This window comes from Actinomycetospora corticicola (genome assembly GCF_013409505.1).
In the GTDB taxonomy this organism is placed as follows: Bacteria; Actinomycetota; Actinomycetes; order Mycobacteriales; family Pseudonocardiaceae; genus Actinomycetospora; species Actinomycetospora corticicola.
Map to the genome: position 1 here is coordinate 4,574,726 of NZ_JACCBN010000001.1, position 18,694 is coordinate 4,593,419.

The 18,694-nt window shown below is 74.8% G+C and carries 16 protein-coding genes and 1 pseudogene; 5 read left to right on the forward strand and 12 right to left on the reverse strand.

Going from position 1 to position 18,694, the window contains the following annotated elements; genetic code table 11:
- Positions 1-14: 14 nt before the first annotated feature.
- Together BJ983_RS22270 and BJ983_RS22275 are read left to right on the forward strand one after the other, a co-directional pair.
- On the forward strand, positions 15-1,487 hold the full coding sequence (locus BJ983_RS22270; RefSeq protein ID WP_179795812.1) for an alpha/beta hydrolase: 1,473 nt from the start codon (positions 15-17) through the stop codon (positions 1,485-1,487).
- Between the two features lie 12 nt (positions 1,488-1,499).
- A complete protein-coding gene (locus BJ983_RS22275) occupies positions 1,500-2,108 on the forward strand; it encodes a GNAT family N-acetyltransferase (RefSeq protein WP_179795813.1) in 609 nt (202 codons plus the stop codon).
- Here the strand turns inward: BJ983_RS22275 and BJ983_RS22280 are convergent.
- The gene (locus tag BJ983_RS22280) at positions 2,060-3,484 is read right to left on the reverse strand and encodes an FAD-dependent monooxygenase (RefSeq protein ID WP_179795814.1); all 1,425 of its coding nucleotides are present in this window, start codon (positions 3,482-3,484) and stop codon (positions 2,060-2,062) included. The two genes, BJ983_RS22275 and BJ983_RS22280, sit on opposite strands and share 49 nt — an antisense overlap.
- Before the next feature lie 65 nt (positions 3,485-3,549).
- Between BJ983_RS22280 and BJ983_RS22285 the strand changes: the two genes are divergently transcribed.
- Positions 3,550-4,173: a TetR family transcriptional regulator gene (locus BJ983_RS22285; RefSeq protein ID WP_179795815.1), complete on the forward strand. Its 624-nt coding sequence runs from the start codon at positions 3,550-3,552 to the stop codon at positions 4,171-4,173.
- On the opposite strand, the gene BJ983_RS22290 is transcribed toward BJ983_RS22285, so the two are convergent.
- The 8 genes from BJ983_RS22290 to BJ983_RS22325 all read right to left on the reverse strand — a co-directional run bounded on the left by BJ983_RS22290 (position 4,136) and on the right by BJ983_RS22325 (position 13,607).
- Complete coding sequence (locus BJ983_RS22290; RefSeq protein WP_179795816.1) at positions 4,136-4,456, reverse strand: DUF5313 family protein; 321 nt, start codon at positions 4,454-4,456, stop codon at positions 4,136-4,138. The genes BJ983_RS22285 and BJ983_RS22290 overlap by 38 nt on opposite strands.
- The gene (locus BJ983_RS22295) at positions 4,449-7,391 is read right to left on the reverse strand and encodes an FAD-binding and (Fe-S)-binding domain-containing protein (protein WP_179795817.1); all 2,943 of its coding nucleotides are present in this window, start codon (positions 7,389-7,391) and stop codon (positions 4,449-4,451) included. The genes BJ983_RS22290 and BJ983_RS22295 overlap by 8 nt, the downstream gene beginning before the upstream one ends.
- 20 nt (positions 7,392-7,411) lie before the next feature.
- Positions 7,412-8,638 (reverse strand): amidohydrolase family protein, encoded by a 1,227-nt coding sequence (locus BJ983_RS22300; protein ID WP_179795818.1) that lies wholly within the window; start codon positions 8,636-8,638, stop codon positions 7,412-7,414.
- On the reverse strand, positions 8,608-9,312 hold the full coding sequence (gene pepE, locus BJ983_RS22305; RefSeq protein WP_179795819.1) for a dipeptidase PepE: 705 nt from the start codon (positions 9,310-9,312) through the stop codon (positions 8,608-8,610). Before pepE ends, BJ983_RS22300 begins: the two co-directional genes overlap by 31 nt.
- Positions 9,313-9,409: 97 nt before the next feature.
- Positions 9,410-11,140, reverse strand: coding sequence for a GMC oxidoreductase (locus BJ983_RS22310; protein WP_179795820.1), 1,731 nt, complete (start codon positions 11,138-11,140; stop codon positions 9,410-9,412).
- A gap of 59 nt (positions 11,141-11,199) precedes the next feature.
- Positions 11,200-11,691, reverse strand: a complete 492-nt coding sequence (locus BJ983_RS22315) for a hypothetical protein (protein WP_179795821.1) — start codon at positions 11,689-11,691, stop codon at positions 11,200-11,202.
- An 87-nt stretch (positions 11,692-11,778) separates the two neighbouring features.
- Positions 11,779-12,747, reverse strand: coding sequence for an NADPH:quinone reductase (locus BJ983_RS22320; protein ID WP_179795822.1), 969 nt, complete (start codon positions 12,745-12,747; stop codon positions 11,779-11,781).
- Complete coding sequence (locus BJ983_RS22325; RefSeq protein WP_179795823.1) at positions 12,744-13,607, reverse strand: YihY/virulence factor BrkB family protein; 864 nt, start codon at positions 13,605-13,607, stop codon at positions 12,744-12,746. Before BJ983_RS22325 ends, BJ983_RS22320 begins: the two co-directional genes overlap by 4 nt.
- A gap of 27 nt (positions 13,608-13,634) precedes the next feature.
- On the opposite strand from BJ983_RS22325, the pseudogene BJ983_RS31815 reads away from it, so the two are divergent.
- Positions 13,635-14,129: pseudogene (locus tag BJ983_RS31815) on the forward strand (CDP-alcohol phosphatidyltransferase family protein); the annotation flags it as partial.
- Here the strand turns inward: BJ983_RS31815 and BJ983_RS22330 are convergent.
- Positions 14,122-15,804 carry a phytoene desaturase family protein gene (locus BJ983_RS22330; protein WP_179795824.1) on the reverse strand — a complete coding sequence of 561 codons (1,683 nt, stop codon included), beginning with the start codon at positions 15,802-15,804 and terminating at the stop codon, positions 14,122-14,124. The pseudogene BJ983_RS31815 and the gene BJ983_RS22330 overlap by 8 nt on opposite strands.
- A complete protein-coding gene (locus BJ983_RS22335; RefSeq protein WP_179795825.1) occupies positions 15,801-16,922 on the reverse strand; it encodes a glycosyltransferase in 1,122 nt (373 codons plus the stop codon). The genes BJ983_RS22330 and BJ983_RS22335 overlap by 4 nt, the downstream gene beginning before the upstream one ends.
- Before the next feature lie 96 nt (positions 16,923-17,018).
- On the opposite strand from BJ983_RS22335, the gene BJ983_RS22340 reads away from it, so the two are divergent.
- Positions 17,019-17,819 carry a carotenoid biosynthesis protein gene (locus BJ983_RS22340; protein WP_179795826.1) on the forward strand — a complete coding sequence of 267 codons (801 nt, stop codon included), beginning with the start codon at positions 17,019-17,021 and terminating at the stop codon, positions 17,817-17,819.
- On the opposite strand, the gene BJ983_RS22345 is transcribed toward BJ983_RS22340, so the two are convergent.
- Positions 17,816-18,673 (reverse strand): SCO6745 family protein, encoded by an 858-nt coding sequence (locus tag BJ983_RS22345; RefSeq protein ID WP_179795827.1) that lies wholly within the window; start codon positions 18,671-18,673, stop codon positions 17,816-17,818. The genes BJ983_RS22340 and BJ983_RS22345 overlap by 4 nt on opposite strands.
- Positions 18,674-18,694: the final 21 nt, after the last annotated feature.

Here is an 18,694-nt window from a genome sequence, read left to right on the forward strand (position 1 = left end):
TAACACTCCCCCCGATGCGCAGCGCCCTCTGGTTCGTCCTCGTCCTCGTCCTGCTGGTCGCGGCGTGCTCCGGGCCGACGCCGGCACCGGCCCCGGCCGCGGAGGGGCCCGCTCTGGTGACAGGGGCGCTGGTCGGGACGGGCAGGGCCACCGTGCCGCGCCTCGACTGGCGGCCCTGCGGGACGTTCCAATGCGCCACGCTCACCGCGCCGATGGACTACCGGAACCCCACGGGCCCGACGATCGCGCTCGACGTCACCCGCCTGCCCGCGCTCGACCCGACGTCGCGGATCGGGACGGTCGCGGTCAACTACGGCGGGCCCGGGACGCCGGGCACGACCAGCCTGCGTCGACTCGCCGGGCGCTTCGACGGGGTCCGCGCCCGGCTCGACGTCCTCGCCCTCCAGCCACGCGGCGTCGACCAGGTGCGGTGCGGTCCGTACGACGGCGAGCCGGCGCAGCCGGTCGGGTCGCCCCTGTCGGACCCGGCGGGCTTCTGGACCTCCGCCCGGGCGATCGGGCAGGCGTGCCGAGCCGGCACCGGTGAGCTCCTCGGTCACCTCTCCACGGCGAACGCGGCCCGTGACCTCGACCTGCTCCGCCAGGCCCTCGGCGAGGCCACGATCAGCGTGTACGGCTACTCCTACGGGACCTACCTCGGCGCCACCTACGCCAACCTGTTCCCCGGTCAGCTGCGCGCGCTGGTCGTCGACGGTGCGCTCGACCTCGTCGCCAACGCCGGCACCGACGACCCGACGCGGCCGGTCGACGTCCGCGCCCACGTCGCCGCCGCGCGCGAGGAGGCCCTCGACGCCTTCGTCGCCGCGTGCGCCGCCGCCGGCCCCCGCTGCGCCGCCAACCCCGATCCCGGTGCTCGCGTCGCCGCCGCGGTCGGTGCAGCCACGCGGGCCGGGACGTCCGCGCAGCTCGCGGCGCGCGTCGGCACCGCGCTGGAGTCGGGCGGGCGCCTCACCGGGCTCGCCCGCGCCTTCCCGACGTCAGGTCCGGTCCCGCCGGTCCCCGACCTCGCGGCCGGGGCGCCACCGCACTCGACCGACTTCCTCGCCGTGCAGTGCACCGACGTCGTCACCCCGAGCGCCGAGCAGACGACCGCGCTCCTGCCGGCCGAGCAGGCCGCGCACCCGCTGTTCGGGGTGCCGGTCGCCCTCAACACCGCGGCGTGCGTCGACTGGCCCGCGATCGACCCCGACCGCTACCTCGGGCCCTGGAACGCTCCGCTCCCCGCGCCCGCGCTGGTCGTGAACTCCCGCTACGACCCGGAGACCCCGCTCGCGAACGCCCGCGCGACGGCGGCCCAGCTCTCCGCGGCCCGGCTCCTGGTCGTCGACGGCTTCGGCCACACCACGCTCGACCTGCCGAGCCGGTGCGCCACCGACGCGGCGGCCGCATACCTCCTCGACCCCACGCGTCTCCCCGCCGAGTGGACGGTGTGCCCGCCCGACCCCGGCGGCGTGCCGTTCGCGTGATGGGGTGAGCGGGTGCTCGTCACGACGACCTACCTGGAGCAGACCTCCCCCGACCAGCTCCGACCGGCCGCGACACCGGCCGAACCCCTCGAGATCGTGCGCGCCGAGGACCCGTCACCCGAGTTCAGCCGGTTCCTGTACACCGCGGTCGGCGGCCCCTGGACGTGGACCGACAAGCTCGGCTTCACGTGGAACGACTGGTACCTCCACATCACCCAGGAGGGCCGCGAGACCTGGGTCGCGCACCACCGGGGCACCCCGGCCGGCTTCGCCGAGCTGCAGGCCGTGCCGACGGACGGGGGGACGGAGGTCGAGATCGAGTCGTTCGGTCTCCTCCCGCACGCGATCGGCCGCGGGTTCGGCGGGCACCTGCTCACGCGGGCGCTGACCGAGGCGTGGCGGCTCGACGGCCGGTGGGACGACCTCGCGCCGGTCACCCGCGTCTGGCTGCACACCTGCACCCTCGACTCGCCGCACGCCCGCCGGAACTACGAACGCCGCGGGCTGGTGGCGTACGACGCGCGGACCGAGGAGCAGCCGGACCTCGACCCGCCCGGTCCGTGGCCGCACGCCTACGCCGACACGTCGGCCCCGATCCGCGACGTCCGCGACCACAGGTAGCCGTCGGGCCGGATGACGACGACCGTCCCGTCCGTCGCCCCGTAGGCCTCCCGCAGCGTCCCGGCGGCGGCGAGGGCGTCCGCGTCGAGCACCTGCACGGTGCCGCCGGGGAGGTCGCGCGGTGCATCGACCGCTCCTCCGAACGCGAGCACCGTCCAGTCCGTGGCCCGGCGACGGAGGAACAGCGTCGAGCCGTCCACGAGCGGCGCGTCCGGAGCACGGTCCCCGGCCTCCGGTCCCGGCCCGACGGCAGGGGTGGTCCGGTAGGTGATGCCGAACCCGCGGGTGTCGCGCAGCTGCTCGGCGGTCCGGGCGAACACCTGCCGTCCGGTCAGCTCGCCGGAGAGCCCGAGGACGTGGGCCGCGACGGGCAGCCGTTCCGCGGTGTAGGTGTCCAGCAGGGACCGGTCGGCCCCGTGCACCACGGCGGCCAGCTTCCAGCCGAGGTTCACGGCGTCCCCGATGCCGGTGTTCATCCCCATGCCGCCCGCGGGGGAGTGGACGTGGGCGGCGTCGCCGGCGAGGAACACCCGTCCGACCCGGTACTCGTCGACCATGCGCACGTTGAGCCGCCAGTCCGAGGCGGTCTCCACCCGCCGCACGCGGACCCGCGGACCGAGAGCCCCGACCAGCTCGGTGAGGAGCTCCGGAGTGGCGTGCCGCTCCGGGTCGGTGTGGGCGATCTGGATCTGCCAGGTCGGGGTCGCCGGGAGCGGGCAGAGCGCGAAGAAGACCGCGCCGGTGCCGACCAGCGGTCCCGCGGCGGACCACTGATGCCAGTGGTCGCGGTCGAGCCCGTCGATCTCGGCGTCCCCCAGGAGCAGTCGGACCTCCTCGTGGGTCTCGCCGAGGAAGCCGACGCCCAGCTCGCGGCGCACCGTGCTCGACCCGCCATCGGCTCCGACCACCCACGCGGACCGCAGGCGGGACCCGTCGTCGAGCACGAGCTCCACCCCGGCGTCGTCCTGGTGCAGCGAGGCGATCCGCGTGCCGTAGGAGACCTCGACGCCCTCCTCGGCCAGCCGCTCGCGCAGCACCTGCTCGGTGCGCCACTGCGGGATGATCATCGAGGTGCGCCACGGGGTCGTCGGGTCGGGCGCCGCGTCGAGGTCGGTGGCGCGCTCCTGGTCGCGGACCACGCCGCCGGCCTCGTGGTGCCGGAAGGGCAGGTCGAAGGAGCCGAGCGACACCAGGCGGTCGGTGACGCCGAGTGGGTCGAGCAGTTCCAGCGTGCGCGGCTGCATGCCCTTGCCCCGCGACCCGCGGTGCGGTCCGTCGAGGCCCTCCAGCACCCGGACCGGCACCCCCCGCCGCGCCAGCTCGATCGCCGCCGTCAGCCCGGTCGGCCCCGCTCCCACCACGATCACGTCGTCCACGGGTCGTGACCCTACGCTTCAAGTGAGACTGAGTGTCAAATAATCTGGCGTGTCAGAATCAGGACATGGGCCTGCGGGAACGGAAGAAGCAGCGCACGCGCGCGGAGCTGCAGCGCCACGCGCTGCGTCTGTTCCGCGACCACGGGTACGCCGCGACCACGGTCGACGACATCGCGGCGGCGGCGGAGGTCAGCCGCAGCACGTTCTTCCGCTACTTCCCGACGAAGGAGGACGTCGTCCTGTTCGACGACGTCGACCCCGCGATGGAGCGCGTCGCGGCGGGACTGGTGCCGGGGACGCCTCTGCTCGAGGCCGTCCGCACCATCGTGCGCGAGGGGTTCGGCTCGCTCGACGACGAGGCCCGCGCCCTCGAGGAGGTGCGGATGGAGCTCGCGCGCTCGGTGCCCGAGATCGCCGCGATCCTCCGCGAGCGCAACTCCTTCGGGGTCGAGCAGATCGCCGGCATGGTGTCGCGGGCCGTGGGGCGCCCGGCTGACGATCCCGACGTCGTGCTCTTCGCGGGCGTGATCTGCGGGACCCGCCTCGCCGCCGTCGCCCGGGTGCACGCCGACGGCACCCGGTCCTACGTCGACGAGCTCGACCGGATGCTGGCCCACCTCGCCGCCGGCATCCCGCTGGCGGACGCGCCGATCACTCGTCCCGGCGACCCAGCACGATCTCCGGCATGAAGCCGTGCTGGTAGAGCCGCTTCTCCCGGATCAGCGGCGAGAAGATCGCGGCCATGAACATCGCGGAGAACCACACGAAGCAGGGCAGGGCCACCCGTAGCCAGCCCGGTCCCGGCAGCAGGGCGAGCAGGGCCACGGGCAGGCACTGCACGGTGGTCCGCGCGAGCTGACGCAGGAACCAGGTGCGCACGGTGAGGTCGTGCAGCACCCAGCTCCCGTACGTCACCGGCAGCCGGGCCCCGAACGCATAGCCCAGCCACCGCAGGACCCCGGGTCTACGCACGCAGCCCCAGTGCCTGCGCCGTGAGCCGCGCGAGGTGGGTCGGCTCGTGCCCGGCGCTGTCCAGCTGGCGGATCTGGGTCCGGCAGGAGTAGCCGTCGGCGAGCACGGTGGTGTCCGCCGCCGCCTCCCGGACCTTCGGCATCAGGCCGCGCTCCGCGCACGCCGTCGAGACCTCGTAGTGCCCGTCCTCGAACCCGAAGTTCCCGGCCAGGCCGCAGCAGCCCTCGTCGAGCACGTCGGCCTGCACCCCGAGCGCCGCCATCACCGCGCGGTCGGCGTCGGTGCCCAGCTCGGCGTACTGGTGGCAGTGGATCTGGACGAGGGCCTTCCGCTCGGCCCCGTCGGTCAGCTCCGCGAGCTGGTCGGTGTGGTCCGCGAGCACCTCGGCGAACGTCCGGATGGACTTCGACGCCACCTGCGCGAGGTCGTGGTCGCGCCCCAGCACCTTGAGCGAGTCACCGCGTAGCGCGGCGGTGCACGAGGGCTCCAGGCCCACGATCGGCACCCCGTCCTCCAGCCACGGCCGGATGCGCTCCAGCGACCGCTCGATCACCTTCCGCGCGACCGACACCTGTCCCGTGGTCACCCACGTCAGTCCGCAGCACACCGTCTTCTGCGGCAGCTCCACGCGGTACCCGAGCGCCTCGAGCACCGCGATCGCGTCGAGCGCGAGCTCCGGGTCGAAGGCCGGGGTGAAGGAGTCGGTCCACAGCAGGATGCGCTTCCCGACGTCGGGTCGCGCCTGGTGCTTCTTCACGTCCATCAGCCGCCGCAGCGGCTTGGGCGCGAACGGCGGGATCGAGCGCTGCGGGGCGATGCCGCCGGCCTTCTTCGCGATCGACGCCAGGGCGGGGCGCTTCGCCAGCGCGTTGGCCATCCGCGGGGCGCCCGGGATCTTCGAGGTGATCGCGAGCCACGCCGGCAGCCAGCCCATCGACCAGTGCGAGCGCGGCCGGTCCTTCGCGCGCCCGGCGTAGTGCTGGGCGAGGAACTCGGTCTTGTAGGTCGCCATGTCGACGCCGACCGGGCAGTCCCGCGAGCAGCCCTTGCAGCTCAGGCACAGGTCGAGGGCGTCCTCGACCTCCTGGGACTGCCACCCGTCGGGCACGGTCTGCCCGGACGCCATCTCGAACAGCAGGCGGGCGCGACCCCGGGTGGAGTGCTTCTCCTCGCCGGTGACGCGGTAGCTCGGGCACATCACGCCGCCGCTCGCGGTGATGCACTTCGCGACGCCGATGCAGCGCCGGGTCGCCGACGCGAAACCGGTCTCCGGGTCGCCGTCGTGGATGAAGTCGAGCTGCGTGCGGGTCGGGATCGTCGGCTGCCCGATGAAGACCCGGATGTCGGAGTCGATCTTCGGCGGGTCGACCACGCGGTGCGGGTTCATCCGCCCGTCCGGGTCCCACGCCGCCTTGAAGTCGGAGAACGCCTCCATCATCTTCGGCGAGTACATCCGCGAGAGGAGCTCGGCGCGGGCCTGCCCGTCGCCGTGCTCGCCGGAGAGCGACCCGCCGTGCGCGACGGCGAGGTCGGCGGCGTCCTCGAGGAACGCCCGGAAGTTCTTCAGACCCGCCGTCGTGAGCAGCTGGAAGTCGATCCGGACGTGCACGCAGCCGTCGCCGAAGTGCCCGTAGTAGGCGCCGGTCCGGCCGTGCTTGCTCAGCAGGTCGTCGAACTCGCGCAGGTAGGAGCCGAACTTCGCGGGCTGGACGGCGGCGTCCTCCCAGCCCGGCCAGGCCTCGACGCCGCCGGGACCGCGCGTGACGATGCCCGACCCGTCCTCGCGGATCTTCCACAGCGCCCGCATGGCCTTCGGCTCGCTGACGACCTTGGAGTCGACCGTCGCCCAGGCCATCTCCTTCGCGATGGCCTCGGCCTTCTCGTGCGCCTCGCCGCGGGTCTCGCCGCCGGTCTCGACGTAGAGCCAGCCCTTGCCCCGGGGGAGCGCCTCGTGGGTGCGGTCGTCGGGCCGGGCGGAGCGCAGGGCGCCGATCACGCCGACGTCCATGCCCTCGATCGTCAGCGGCGCGTGGTCGCGGATCGGGACGACGTGGTCGGCGGCGGCGTAGGCGTCGGAGAACCCGAGGACGGCGAGCGCGCGGACCGGCGGGCTCGCGACCATGTCGACGGTGGCCTCGAGGATCGTCACGCAGGTGCCCTCGGTCCCGACCAGCGCCTTCGCGAGGTCGAAGCCGTGCTCGGGCAGCAGCTGGTCGACGTTGTAGCCGCTCACGCGACGGGTCAGGTCGGGGGTGTCGGTGCGCACGAGGTCGGCCGTCCGGTCCCGGAGCGCCTTGAGGTCGCGGTAGACCCGGCCCTCGCTGCCGGCCCGGCGGGCGGCGGCGTCGATCGCGGCGTCGTCCATCGGGCCGCCGACGTGCATCCGCGTGCCGTCGGCGAGCAGGACGTCCAGCTCGCGGACGTTGTCGACGGTCTTGCCCCACGCCACCGAGTGCGACCCGCAGGCGTTGTTGCCGATCATCCCGCCGAGCGTGCAGCGGTTGTGGGTCGACGGGTCCGGGCCGAAGGTCAGCCCGTGCGGCTTCCCGGCGTCGCGCAGGTCGTCCAGCACGGTGCCGGGCTGCACCCGTGCCGTTCCCGACGACGGGTCGATCTCCAGCACCCGGCGCATGTGCCGGGAGAAGTCCACGACGACGGCCTCGTTCACCGACTGGCCGCAGATGCTCGTCCGGGCCCCGAGGGGGAGCAGCGGCACCCCGTGGCGCCGGGTGACCTCGACGGCCCGCTCGACGTCGTCGCCGTCGACGGGCTGGACGACTCCGAGCGGCACGTGCCGGTAGTTCGACGAGTCCGCGGACCACATCGCCCGCGTCGCGGTGTCGAAGCGGACCGATCCGCGGACGGCTCCGGCGAGCTCCTGGGCGAGCAGGGAGTGCTCCGCGTCTGCGCCGGGGCGGATCGGTGCGGTGGTCATACCCCCATCATCGCGGGCGCTCAGGGCGCCTGCAGGGTCGCCGTCGTCACGGTCTCCGCCACGAGGCGTCCGCCGCTGACCACGAGGCGTCGCGACACGCGGTCGAGCAGGGCGGTGTGGTGGTCCGCGCCCGGGGCGTCGAGGACGACGAGGTCGGCGCGGGAGCCGGGCGCGAGGTCGTGGCCCCCGGTCCCGAGCATGGCCGCCGCCCCGGCGGTGACGCGGTCGAGCAGGCGGTCGAGGCCCGCGGTGGTGCCGAACGGCTGGGTGTGGGCGGCCAGCAGGGTCACGTCGAGCATGTCGACGGTGCCGAACGGGGTGAAGGCGTTGCGGACGTTGTTGCTGGAGAGCGCCGTGGCCACCCCGGCGTCGAGCAGCTCGGCCACCGGTGCGGCCCGTCCCTGCAGGTAGAGGTCGGTCGGCGGGAGCACCACCACACCGACCCCGGCCCCCGCCAGCCGCTCCGTGATCCCCCGCCGGGTGTCGGTGGTGAGACCGGCCATCGTCGTGACGTGCCCGAGCGTCGTCCGGCCGCCCCAGCCGCGCTCCGCGGTGACGTCGGCGACGAAGGTCGCGAGGGTGTGCCGCGGGTCGTCCGGTCCGGCCGCGAAGTCGGCGTGGATGTCGACGTCGACGTCGAAGCGCGCCGCGAGATCGAACACCCGCCGCACGTGCTCGCGGCAGCCCTCGACGTCGTCCTCGGCGTAGCTGCACCCGCCGATCACGTCGGCGCCGCGCCGCAGGGCCTCGACGAGCAGGTCGTCGGTGCCGGGGCGGGCGGCGATCCCCTCCTGCGGGAAGGCGACGACCTGCAGCTCGACGACCCCGGCCCACCGCTCCTTCAGCTCGAGCAGGGCGTCGAGGCTCGTGAGGCCGACGGTGGGGTCGACGTCGACGGGCGTGCGGACGAGCGTCGTGCCGTGGCGCAGCGCCCGCCGCAGGACGTCCTCGGCGCGGGCGAGCACGTCGTCGTGGGTGAAGTGCTCCTTGGCCTCCGCCGTCGCGCTCACCGCGCCCTGCAGCGTGCCGTCCCCGCCGCCGAGCAGTGCCTTGTCGAGGTGCAGGTGCGGTTCGACCAACCCGGGCAGGACGGGGCGGCCGCCGCCGTCGAGGGTCTCGACGGCGGGTGCGGTCAGGTCCGGCCCGACCTCCGCGATCTTCCCGTCCTCGACGCGGACGTCGACGGGGGTGTCGTGTCCGCGCGGGAGGACGTTCGTCAGGAGGAGGTCGTGGGGGCCAGGAGCCATGAGACGTCGGTACCCGGTGCGAGCTCGATCGGCTCCTCGTCGCGACGGAAGAGACGAGCGGTGTTCCCGCCGAGGGTCACCGTGTCGCCGGTGCGGTGCAGCCAGGCACCTTCGCGCAGCCCGACGACGGGGACGGTGTTCAGCTCGTGGAACTCCCGGATCCGTTCCTCGCGGGTCTCGCCCTGGTGGGTGCTCGTGGGGTCGAGGTCGAGGTAGTGCGGGTTCACCTGGAACGGCACGCGGTGCAGGGCGTCGAGGCCACCGGGGTCGACGATCGGCATGTCGTTCGTCGTCCTGATCGTCGGCTGGGCGAGGTTGGTGCCGGCCGAGCTGCCGGTGTAGCGGCAGGCGTCGTTCCCGCGCAGGGCGTCGAGGACGCCGAGCCGGCGCACGTCGTGGAGCAGGCGGAACGTGTTGCCGCCCCCGACGAACACGGCGTCCGCGGTCGCGGCCGTGGCGGCCGGGTCGGGCTCGCGGTGCAGGGGGCGGACGTCCAGCGGCGCGAGGGCCCGGGCCACCCAGGCGTGGTAGGCGTCGTGGTCGGCCTGCGCGTAGGGCAGGAACCAGACCGTCCGCCCGCCGAGGTGCTCGTCCAGCACCTCGCGGGCGTGCGTGAACGGCTCCGCACCGCCCGGCGGGCGGGAGTTGGACAGCAGCAGGACGTCGCCGGACACGCCGGTCAGTCTCCCGAGGGTCACGTGGGGCAGGTCCCGGGGCCCCGGAACCTGCGTGGTGTGACCCTCGTCGGGCCGGGAGCTGAGCGACCCGTCGTCAGGAACCCGCGACCGGGACGCGCGGCGGCACAGTCGGGACGGGCAGCGTGACGGTGCGCAGGGCACCCGGGGCGTCGGCCGGCACGACCGGGTGCACCGGGGCGACCGGCTCCAGCCGCTCGTACCCCGCACCGAGCGGCGGGCGCGGGTCGGTCTCGCCCTTGTTCGGCCAGAACGACATGGCGCGCTCGGCCTGCGCGGTGATCGTGAGCGACGGGTTGACGCCGAGGTTGGCCGAGAGCGCCGAGCCGTCCACGACGTGCAGGCCCTCGTACCCGTACAGCCGCTGGTAGGCGTCGATGACGCCGTCCGCGGGCGAGCTGCCGATCGCGCAGCCGCCGATGAAGTGGGCGGTCATCGGCATGTTCACGGCCTCGCCCCAGGTGCCGCCCGGGTCGCCGTCGATGATCTCGGCCATCCGCCGGGTGGTGGCGTTCGCCGCGGGGATCCACGTCGGGTTCGGGGTGCCGTGGCCCTGACGGGAGACCAGGCGGCCGAAGCGGCGGCGGACGGTGATCGAGTTGTCGAGCGACTGCATCACGAGCGCGATGACGGTGCGCTCCGACCAGCGGCGCTTGTCGAAGGACCGCGCGAACCGTCCGGGGTGGCGCACGGCCTGACCGAGGATCTTCAGCCCGCGCGGGACGCGGCCGCCGCCGTCGGTCATGAGCGTGGTGAGCAGGCCCATCGCGTTCGAGCCGTAGCCGTAGCGGCAGGGCTCGATGTGGGTGTCGGGGTCCGGGTGCCACGACGAGGTGATCGCGACGCCCTGGGTGAAGTCGCGGGGGCCGCCCCGCTCGGAGGCGCGGCGGGACATCGCGCCGACGAGGGCCTCGGAGTTCGTGCGGGTCAGGTGTCCGAGCCGCGCGGAGATGCTCGGCAGCACGCCCGTGTCGCGCAGGCGGTGCAGCAGCGACTGCGTGCCCCAGGTCCCGGCCGAGAAGATCACCTGGTCGGCCGTGTAGACCGTCCGGCGCCGCCGGCCCTTCCGCGTCGGCCGCGTGACCACCTCCCACCCCCCGTCAGGACGCGGACGCACCGAGAGCACCGTCGTCTCCGGGTACACGAGCGCCCCGGCCCGCTCGGCGAGACCGAGGTAGTTCCGGTCGAGGGTGTTCTTCGCGCCGTGGCGGCAGCCGGTCATGCACTCGCCGCACTCGATGCAGCCGGTGCGGTCGGGTCCCGCGCCGCCGAAGAACGGGTCGGGCACCGTGACGCCCGGGCCCTCGCCGAAGTACACGCCCACCTGCGTCGGGGTGACGGTGTCCTCGCGGCCCCACTCGCGTGCGACCTGGCGCATGACCTCGTCCGACGGGGTCACGGTCGGCTGCGTGACGACGCCGAGCATGCGCTGGGCCTGCTCGTAGAACGGGTCGAGCTCGGCGCGCCAGTCGGTGATCGAGGCCCACTGCGGGTCGCGGTAGAACGCCTCGGACGACGGCTGGTAGAGCGTGTTCGCGTAGTTCAGCGAGCCGCCGCCGACACCGGCCCCCGCGAGCACGACGACGTCGCGCAGCACGTGGATCCGCTGGATGCCGTAGCAGCCGAGCGCCGGGGCCCAGAGGAAGTTGCGGACGTCCCAGGACGTGGAGGGCAGCGTCTCCGGGCTGAACCGCCGCCCCGCCTCGAGCACCCCGACCCGGTACCCCTTCTCGGTCAGACGCAGCGCGGAGACGCTGCCGCCGAAGCCGGAGCCGATGACCAGGACGTCGTGGTGGTGGTCGCGCACCGACGCACGTTAACCCGCCGGTAGATGTGACGGAAGGTCACAGGTACGGACTGTCCGGTCTAGTGCGCCATGCTCCGGTCGAGCCCGAGCCACCGCGCGGTCTCGTCGTCGACGAGCCGGCGCAGGATCACGGCGTTGGCCGGGACGACGGGCGCGCCGTCCTTGAACTGCCGGCCCTTGGCGCCCATGTACGGGGCGCTGGGCTTCCAGTCGGGGTGCGCCATGATCGTCTCGGCCGTCACCCGGTCCTCCTCGGGGATGACCCCGAGGATGCCGTCGGCGTACCACTCGGCCTCGTTGTCGGCGCCGGTGCGCGAGTACGGGTTCGAGTCGAAGACGACCACGGCGGCGATGCGGCCGCGGCCGTTCCACTCGTGCACCCACCCGACGGTGCCCGGCCCGACGCGCTTCTCGCGCGAGTGCGAGACGGCGAGCTTCCAGGAGGTGCGGGTCCCCGTGCGGTCCCCGTCGGAGTCGAAACGGGCGGCGGGCGAACGCATCCACGCGGCCTCGTCCTCGGCGTTCTCCGCCGGATTCCACGCGAGCATCACGTCTCCGATCACCTCGAAACGTGCGGAACGGCTGACCACGGACGGCCTCCCCGGGGGTCGATTCCCGGGAGGCGTCCGCCTCCCGGCTCAGGGGACAAGCATGACCTTCCCGACCGCGCCGTTCTCCACCGCCTCCTGAGCTGCGACGACGTCGTCGAGCGGAAAGGTCGTCACCTCGAGCGGAATGAGGGCCCCGGAGGCCACCGCACCCCGTACCCAGGCGACGTCGGCGGCCAGATCCGCGGCGGTGATGTTGTAGAGCAGCACGAAGTGGATCGCGGTGTTGGTGACCATCAGCCGGCGCACCGGGACGGTCGGGTCGTTCGGCTCGTTGGCGTAGACCGCGATCGTCGTGTTGTCGCTGACGGCGAGGTCCAGGTCGAGGTTCGCGCCCAGGGCGACCTCGACGATGCGGTCGACGCGCTCGGCGAAGGCGCGGATCTTCTCGGCCGCCCCGTCCTCCCGGTAGTTCACGACGAGGTCCGCCCCGGCCGCGCGGGCCCGCTCGCCCTTGGCCTCGGAACTGACGGTGGAGACCACCCGCGCGCCGGCGTACTTGGCCAGCCCGATCGCGAAGTGCCCGACGGCACCGGCACCGCCCGCGACCAGGACCGTCTTCCCCGCCAGCGCCGACGGGTCGCCGCCGAGGCAGTGCGCCGCGGTGACCGCTGGGACCCCGAGACAGGCCCCGAGCTCGTCCGAGGCGTCGTCGGGCAGCGGCACCGCGCGCTCGGCCGGGAGCAGGCTGAACTCCGCGGCGGTCCCGTAGCGGTTGCCGAACGCCCCGAGGTGGATCCACACCCGCTGGCCGACCTCGCGGCCCTCCACACCCTCGCCGACGGCGTCGATCACGCCGGCCCCGTCCTGGTGCGGGATCTGGAAGTCCTGCGGCTCGCCGCCGGTCAGTCCCGCACGGGTCTTCCAGTCGGTGGGGTTGATCGCGGAGCGGGTGATCCGGACGCGGACCTGGCCGGCCCCCGGGTCGGGGACGTCGACGTCCTCGACGTGCAGGACGTCCGCGGCGGACCCGGTCTTGCGGTACACGGCTGCCTTCATGACGGCGGGGTTTCCCCGTGCGGGGGTGCGTCAGACGCCGTGCGCCGGTGCAGGAGGGCCTGGTCGAGCACCACCGTGGCGCGGAAACCGCACAGCACGAGGATGTGCAGCAGGAACAGCCACAGCGCCAGCGCGGACACCGCACCCACGATCGGCAGGCCGCCGAAGGGCGCCGACCACTCGATCGGGATCGCCAGGAAGACCACGAAACCCTGCAGGAACCCGGCGAGTACCGAGCCGGTGGCGAACGCCCCGATCAGGAGCGCCTTCCAGCCGAGCCGGCCCGGCGCGACGAACCGGAACAGCGCGACGAGGGCGAGCGAGACGGTCAGGAACACCACGTGGAAGGCGATGACCACGCCGAGGACGAGCGACCAGCCGCCCTCGGCGTAGAGCGGCCCGACGACGGGTGCCGCGGCCAGCACCACGACGACGAGGAACGGGGCGACCGCCGCGACGCCCAGCAGTCCGGCGCGGCCCCGCCAGCCGGTGAGCCGGTCGGGGACGTCGGAGAACTGCCGGAAGGCCCGCCGCAGGCCCTCGCCGTAGAGGCTGGCCGGGAACAGCACGACGAGCGTCTTCCACCACGGCATCCCGAGCGCGACGGCGGTGAGCGTGCGCAGGGCGTCCGGCGTCCCGTGGCCCTGCGGCAGGCCGCCGATCGCGGCCTCCATCGCCTCCGTCAGCACGTCGCCGCCGACCAGGCGGCCGACCGCCCAGAGCGAGGCCAGCGCGAGCGGCACCAGCCCGATCACGCCGAAGTAGGTGGCGCCCGCCGCCCACAGGGCGACGTCGCTGACCGGGAAGGTCCGCCCGACCTCCCGCGCGAGTCCCGTCGCCCGCTCCCGTCGGGTGGTCATCGCGGCCTCCGGTGGCACCCTGGCGGGATGGCAACGGACCCGGACGCCGGCTGGTCGGCGCGCCACGGCGGTCTGGAGCCGTCCGTGGTGGTGCGCGGCTGGCTGCGGCTGGTCCGGGCGTGCGTCCGCCCCGTCCGGCGGGTCCCGCCGGACGTGCTCTCGGTCGCGGGGGTGCTGGTCCTCGCGGCCGCGGTCCCGGTCGCGACGACGGGTGCGCCGTGGGTCGCGCTCGCCGGGGTGCTGGTGGTGCTCGGCGGGGTGCTCGACGGGCTCGACGGCGCGGTCGCGCTGGCCACCGAACGGGCCCGCCCGCTCGGGGCCGTCGTCGACGCGGTGTGCGACCGGCTGGGCGACCTGGCGCTGCTCGCGGTGCTCGTCGTGCTCGGCGCCCCGGTCGCCGGGGCCGTCGCGGTGGCGGCGGTGACCCTGCTGCACGAGTACGCCCGGGCGCGGGCCCAGTCGGTGGGCATGCCCGGCGCCGGTGCGGTGACGGTGGCCGAGCGGCCGACGCGGATCATCGTCGTCGCCCTCCCGGCGCTGGGGGCCGCGGTCCTGCCGGCGGTGCCGGGACCGGGGTGGAGCTGGGGGACGACGTTCCTGACGACGTGGGCGGTGCTGGCGCTGGTGGGGCTGGTGCAGCTCGGCGTGGGGATCCGTCGGACGATCCCTGCGGCGTTCCCACCGGAGCCGCCGTTGCCGCCGGACCTGCCGGACCTGCCGTCGCCGGGCCGATGAGCCCCGCGACGATCTCGGCCGACATCAGCACGAGCGGGATGCCGCCACCGGGATGGGCCGACCCACCGACGAGGTGGAGACCCGGTAGCGGCCCGGCGTTCGACGGGCGCTTCAGCGCGGCGCGCGGGCCGTGCGAGGCGGTGCCGTAGATGGCCCCGCCGGGCGAGCCGGTCCGGCGTTCGAGGTCCGCGGGCGTGAGCACCTCCACGAACCGCAGGCGCGGCCGGACGTCGACGCCGCGGGCGGCGAGCACGTCGAGGATCCGGTCCGCGTACGCCTCGCGCAGCCCCGGGGCGTCCCAGTCGACCCCGCGGGCCGGGTCGTGCACCGGGGCGTTGACCAGCACGAACCAGCCCTCGGAGTCGTCGTCGGGGCGCAGTGCCGGGTCGTCGGGGGCGTGCACGTAGACGGTCGGGTCCTCGACCGGACGGGGTCGCCGACCGAACACGGCGTCGAACTCGGCGGCGTAGTCGGCGGGGAAGAACACCCGGTGCGCGGCGGGCGCCTCCCGGCCCGACAGCCCGAGGAGCAGCACGAACCCGGCGCTGGACGGCGGGATGCGGCGCAGCCGGCGGCGGGCCCGGGAGGCCGTCCCGCGGGCCAGCAGCTGCTCGTGGAGCACCGCGGCGTCCGCGTTGCAGACCACCGCGTCCGCCCGCCGCTCCTGTCCGGCCACCCGCACCCCGACGACGCGGCCGGACTCGACGAGCACCTCCTGCACCGGCGACGACAGGTGCACCGCCACACCGAGGGTGCGGCAACGCTCCGCCAGCGTGTCGACGATCCGCCGCAGGCCGCCCGGCACGTACCAGGCCCCGAACTCCTGCTCGACGAACGACGTCACCGACAGGACGGCCGGGGTGCGGCGCGGGTCGGAGCCGGAGTAGGTGGCGTACCGCTCCAGCCACGTGCGCATCCGCGGGTCGGCGAACGCCCGGCGGGCGAGCCCGCGGATCGTGCGCCACGGCGCGACGGCCCGCAGGCCGCTCGGGCTGGCGCTCATCCGCAGCAGCGCGGGCAGCGTGAGCGGGCGGCGCAGGACCTGCTCGCCGACGAGCTCCCACAGGTGCCGCGAGCGCGCGTGCAGCCGTGACCACGCCGCACCCGCACCCGCGCCGAACGCGGCGTCGAACGCGGCCGGGACCGCCGCCGGGTCGTGCGGCAGGGTCAGGCGGGTGCCGTCGGCGAAGGTGTAGTCGCAGGCCGGGTCGACCGGCTCGACCGCGAGACCGGCAGGACCGGCGGGGCCGCCCGTCGTCGTGAACAGGTCCTCGAGCAGCCCCGGCAGGGTCAGCAGGGACGGCCCGGTGTCGAAGGTGAAGCCGTCCCGCTCGACGAGCCCGAGCTTGCCGCCGACGACGTCGGCCCGCTCGTACACCTCGACGTCGTGCCCGGCGGCGGCGAGCCGGGCCGCCGTCGCGAGCCCGCCCAGTCCGGCCCCGACGACCACCACGGAACTCACAGCGAGCGTCCCTTCCACGTCAACGTGCCGCGCACCCGACCGATCCAGGACGACACCAGCAGCCCCAGTGTGGTCACCACCGAGGCCGGGTGTCCGACCGCGTCCCACGGCGGCGTGGCGGTGAACCGGGCGGCGAGCACCCGCCCCGCGACGCCCGCGACGTACCCGAGGGCCCCGACCCGGGAACCGGCGAGTGCGGCCACCGGCGGGACCACGTAGACGACGAGCAGCGCGGCGCCGACCGCCACCGCCCCGACCGGGGAGCCGAAGGCCGCCCACAGCGACTTGCGGTAGCCGGCGTGCAGGTCGCGGCCGGTGTCGTACATCCGGCAGGTCGCGAGCGTCGACCCGTCCCCGACGCCCGTCCGTCCGCCGCTGCGGCGGACCGCGCGGGCGAGCGCGATGTCGTCGAGCACCTCGCCGTCCACGGCCCGCCACCCGCCGGCGCGGGCCAGCGCGTCCGCCTCGACGACGAGGAACTGCCCGTTGGCCACCGCCATCGACGGCCGGTGGCTGCGTTCGGCGGCGCGCAGCGGGAGCGTCGTCAGCCACGACCAGGCGAGCAGCGGCTGCACCAGGCGCGCGAGCGGGCCGGACACCGCCTGCCGCGGCCAGGGCGAGAGCAGGGCGAGCGGTTCGGGGGCGCGCAGCATCGCGATCGCGGCGGCGACCGCGTGCGGTGCCAGCACGACGTCGGCGTCGACGAACACGAGGACCTCGCCCCGCGCCGCCGCCGCGAGCTGCGCGCAGGCGTGCGGTTTGCCGAGCGTGCCCGCGGGTGGCGGCATGCCGGGCAGGACGCGCAGGCGGGGGTCACCGCCCGCCGTCGTGCGCACGACGTCCGCGGTGCCGTCGGTGGACCCGTCGTCGAGGACGAGGACCTCGAGGTCCCCGACGCCGCGCTGGGCGAGCAGCGACGTGATCGTCGGGGCGATCCGCGGTGCCTCGTCGCGGGCGGGCACGAGCACCGAGACCGGACCCCCGACGGCGGGTGGCGTCGTTGGCGGGCGGCGGAGCCGACGCCGGTTGACCAGCTGGTGGAGGGTGCCGGCGACGGCGAGGACGGACCCGGAGGTCACGAGCAGGTGGAGGGGTGAGAACGGACCTGCGGCGGGCACCCCGGCACCGTAGGCACGCCCGATCGACACCGCTGAGCGGTCCACGGTCCGACGTGGATCGCGATCGGGGAGGTTCGGGAACGTGGTGACGAGGGCATGGTGACGACCGTCCGCCCGGCGGTGGCGACGACCTCCCTGCCGGCCTGGGTGCTCGTCGGGGCGGCGGTGCTGGTCCAGATCGTCTACCCGCTGGTGCCCGCCTCGTGGCTCACGGGCGTGACGGTCACGAGCGTCGTGGTGTTCTTCCTGGCGTCGCTGGCGGACGTGGTGCGGGTGCACGGGGCGCGCGGGGGTCTGCTCCTCGTCGGGATCGCCGGCGGCGGCGGGCTGGTGGCCGAGGCCGTCGGGCTCGCCACCGGCTTCCCGTTCGGGTCCTACGCCTACACCGGCACGCTCGGCCCGGAGCTGCTCGGCGTCCCGGTCGTCGTCCCGCTGGCCTGGGCGATGATGGCCTGGCCCGCGCTCGTCGTCGGGCGGACGCTGGCCGGGCGCGGTCCCGGCGTCGTCGTGCTCGGCGGGCTGGCGCTGGCCGCCTGGGACCTGTTCCTCGACCCGCAGATGGTGGGGGCCGGGCACTGGACGTGGTTCGCGCCCGACCCCGCGCTGCCGTTCGTGCCCGGCATCCCGCTGACCAACTACGCGGGCTGGGTGCTCGTCTCGCTGCTGGTGGTCGGGGCGCTGCACCGGACGCTGGGTCCGCGCTCGGCCCGGGTGTCCGGGCCGGCGACCGCGCTCTACCTCTGGGTGTACGCGTCCTCGGTGCTCGCCCACCTGGCGTTCTTCGGGCTGCCGGGGTCCGCCCTGGTCGGGGGCATCGGGATGGGCGCGATCGCGGTGCCGTTCGCGGTCACCACCTGGCGCCGCGAACGGGCCGCGTGGCGCGGCCGGGCGGGTTAGCCGGCCTGCAGCTTCTCGTCGTCGTCGGGGAACGCCCCGGCGTCACGGAGCTCCCGCGACCAGCGGGTGCAGCGCTCCACGACGCGCTCGAGCCCGTGCTCCATGCCCTCGACGACGGGGTCGAGCGCGGCCTCGGTGGCCTCCTCGACGTCGTCGCGCAGGGCCGCCCCGCGCTCGGTGAGCCGGATGCGGTCGCCGTCGCGGGTGATCAGCATGCGGTCGAGCAGGTCGGCGGTCGCCGCCTCGATGGCCTCCTCGGACCACGAGCGCGTCCGCGTGTAGTCCCGCCCCGCCATCCCGATGCGCGCCTCGGTGAGCAGGTTCGACTCGAGCATCCCGACGCCGTGCGACACGAGCGCCGCGATGTGGGCGTCGCCGCGGAACTCGCGCAGCAGGTTCGTGGCGTGCCAGAGCCGGGCCCAGGCGTCGCCGGGCCACTCCAGCGCCGCGTGGCCCGCGAACAGCGGCTTCCCCAGCACGGGCGCCCGGTCGAGGCCGCCCCGGAGCACGGTGACGACCTCCTCGACGTCGCGCGCGGGCTCGCCGAACACCCGGTGCAGGCACCGGGTGGCGCCGGCCAGCTTCGCGGCGAGGACGTCGGGCACGCTCGCGGTCGCGAGCGCCGCCTCGTAGGTGCCGGTGAGCATGTCCGGCTCGAACGCCCCGAAGCTCGCGACGACGAGGCTCGCCGGCGGCAGACCGAGCGCACCGGCCCGGCCCAGGACGTAGCCCTCGAACCGGCGCAGGCCCAACGCCTCGTACTGCTCGCGGGCCTCCTGGCTGTGGACGTACACCATGGCGATCGGCTCGATCGCGTCCCGGAGGCGGCGGGCGGGGGAGGTCGCAGGAGGCACGCGCTCCACCTACCCGGACCG